Annotated in this window: 3 protein-coding genes; 2 read left to right on the forward strand and 1 reads right to left on the reverse strand. The window is 46.8% G+C overall.

Annotation, left to right across the window (positions count from 1 at the left end):
- Window positions 1-158 precede the first annotated feature (158 nt).
- Entirely contained in the window at window positions 159-797 is a 639-nt protein-coding gene (locus tag JCM16496_RS20840; protein WP_025836403.1) for an HU family DNA-binding protein, read from the reverse strand.
- A 352-nt stretch (window positions 798-1,149) separates the two neighbouring features.
- Between JCM16496_RS20840 and JCM16496_RS20845 the strand changes: the two genes are divergently transcribed.
- Entirely contained in the window at window positions 1,150-2,388 is a 1,239-nt protein-coding gene (locus tag JCM16496_RS20845) for a VapE domain-containing protein (RefSeq protein WP_411332415.1), read from the forward strand.
- 529 nt (window positions 2,389-2,917) lie between these two features.
- Window positions 2,918-3,114 (forward strand): carboxypeptidase-like regulatory domain-containing protein (locus JCM16496_RS20855; RefSeq protein ID WP_025836406.1); only part of this gene is annotated, 197 nt, incomplete at its 3' end.

Genomic DNA, 3,114 nt, shown 5'->3' on the forward strand with positions numbered 1-3,114 from the left:
GAAGTCGTTCGCTTTCAATATGTAATACTTATAATGACAATCCTTCGGAAAAAAAGCTGCTTTCTGTTGCATTCACTCATTCACCGGAGTACCGGTATTGCCGTGTACAAGGGGGATGCAGGGTGAAAGCACGATTCCAGTGGAAGCGTTCAATACTTTCACCGCTCTTGCACGGCATCCCTCGACACTCCGTAGTATCCCGGTGCAGGCATGTAGATGGGTTGTGTGCGCCTTCCCACATTCTTCAGTTTGCCTTCGTCCTGCAGGCGACGGAGGTGACGGTTGGCAGTGGCACGCGTCAGCCCGCATAGTTCTTGAAAGTCATAACGAACCATGATGGAATGCTCCGCGAAATACTCTTTCAGACGGATGTCGATTTCCACTTCGGACAGTTGTGCCGAATGGCGTGTGTATTTGGCTTGCGTGGCACTGATACCTGCCAGTTCCGCTTTCAGCTTGATGTCCGGACGGAAGCTGATGGTTTTCAACCTCAGCTTCGCGCTTTTGTTGGGCGTACTCCGCGTCACCCGTTGCGTGCTTTCCAGTGTGGGTGCAAAGTAGCCCAGGCCGTCAATGTGCACCACACGTCCGTCGCGCAGCTCTTCACTGCAAATCTTTGCCAAGGTGCTGATGGCACTTTGCGCATCACCCACCGTCAGCGAACTGCGGGCATGAATCATGCTGCACAGTTTGTCGGTGTCCACCTTCCCGTTCAGGAAGATGCGAGGATGCAAACCTTTCTCTCCCTCCTCTTCGGAAGCGTTGGGATTCTCGTACCAGTCGAATACTATAGCCATACTATTGTTTGTCGTTTAAAAGATTACTGTTCCCTGCCTTCTCCGGAGTTTCTTCTACCCGGATGACTCAAGTGATTCACTTGGCGCACTCAAGTGTTTCAGCCGAATAACTTAAGTGATTCGTCCGACTCACTCCGGTGAGTCATTCTTGAACTGCCTTCAAAGATACAATAAAAACAAATGCCCGGCACCCTAAAAAGCCTTTTTTTTCATGCACGCCTTTTTTTTAGGAAAAACTTGGGGAAACACTTGCAAAACGCCTCCCGGCAATAGTAACTTCGTGGCATCGGTACCGACAAAACTAATTTTACACACTCATTAAAAAAAACTAATTGAAATGAAAAAGAAAACAATGACATTGGAGCAACATCACCTCTTCAGAGAAGTAAAACGGCTGATGACAAATTCGGAGCCGGACAAAAGAGAACTGAAAACAGAACGCCGGAAGAACGTCGGCCAACCTGCTCTGCTGGCACGGCAAGTGAGTGATTTCTTGAAATCGAACTACGATTTCCGCTACAACCTGCTGACGGAAGAAAACGAGTATCGCTCTGCCGGAGAAAGCAACACTCCGTTTCTACCCGTCGGTAAGCGGGAATTGAACACGTTCTGCATCGAAGCTCACGAGCAGGGCATTTCCTGCTGGGACAAAGACTTGAGCCGATATGTCAACTCCGCTTATATACCCGGCTATCACCCGTTCCTTCTTTATATGGAAGAGTTGCCCGCATGGGATGGGCACGACCGCCTGGAAGCCTTGGCAAATCGTGTTTCATCAGATCCGTTCTGGGTAAAAAGTTTCCATCTCTGGATGCTTGCCTTGACTGCCCAATGGGCAGGTATGCAGGACATACATGCCAACAGCGTTGCCCCTATCCTCATCAGCAGTGAACAAGGACGGCAGAAATCCACTTTCTGCAGGGCGCTGATGCCTCCGGCGCTCCGACGTTACTATTCCGACAACCTGAAGCTGTCCGCACAAAGTAATCCGGAGCGGTTATTGGCGGAAATGGGCTTGCTGAATATGGATGAATTTGATAAATATGGTGCACAGAAGATGCCGATGCTGAAGAATCTGATGCAAATGTCGAGCCTCAACATCTGCAAGGCTTATCAGAGGAATTTCCGCAACTTGCCCCGGATAGCTTCTTTCATCGGAACATCCAACCGTTCGGACTTACTGAGCGACCCCAGTGGCAGCCGGCGGTTCATCTGTATAGAAGTGACGCACGTGATAGATTGCGACAACATGCAGCATGACCAGATATATGCCCAACTGAAAGCCGAACTGCATGAGGGTGCTCGATATTGGTTCACGGGAGAGGAAGAACGCGAACTGCAGCACCGCAACAGTGCTTTTTATCAGACGTGTCCTGCCGGGGAAGTGTTTCACGCATGCTTTCGTCCGGCCAAACCCGGCGAGGAATGCGAATCGCTTTCCGCAGCCAACATCTATAAGGTTCTGAAGAGCTATAATTCCGCCGCGATGCGTGGAAGTAACCCGGCAACCTTCGGACAAGTTCTGTCGGCAACCGGAGCGATACGGAAGCATACCAAATACGGAAATGTTTATTTGGTAGTCCGGAAGTAGCAGATATTTTTCCTTTGACTTTCCGAGGTGAAGGCGATGAATGCTTCAGGAAACATCCCCAAGCATTCCTCCTTCACCCTGAATCCTGCTGCTACAAGGCGTTTGCGGCAGGTTGATGAATGCGGTGAACCTCATGCAATTTGTCATCGTGTTCAGTAGAATAATTATCCATCAAGGTTGTCTGGACTTACTAATTGATGTTAAAACTCAAATTATCGTTGACTATTACAAATATTTTGCAGTGTACGGACAAAAGAATAGAAATACCATGAAAAGGCATAAAATATCTATAATAAGCCAGTATCTATCCGGTAGTCAAACAAACCAATTTGTATTAAAGAATTTACAAAGTGTGACATTTTGATATTTTGTATATATGATAGTTGATTTTTATCCATGCTATTGTTAAAAACATAATCTTTGTGACATGTTTTATCTGTTTTTCTTTTGCTATTTAAAAAAGTTAAATACCTTTGCACCGTGTTAGGTTTAAAATTGATATTAATAGGTTAAATTTAAGAGAGAATCTATGAAAAGAAAATTAATGTTGTTGTTAGTCTGTCTCTTCGTGAGCATAGGCTTTGTGACAGCGCAGACATCTACCGTTTCGGGAGTTGTGACTTCCGAGGAAGATGGCGAACCTGTTGTAGGAGCATCAGTATTAGTTCAAGGTACCACTTTGGGAACCGTAACGGATATTGATGGCAAGTTCACAATTCCCGGTGT

The sequence above is a fragment of the Bacteroides rodentium JCM 16496 genome (assembly GCF_000614125.1).
In the GTDB taxonomy this organism is placed as follows: Bacteria; Bacteroidota; Bacteroidia; order Bacteroidales; family Bacteroidaceae; genus Bacteroides; species Bacteroides rodentium.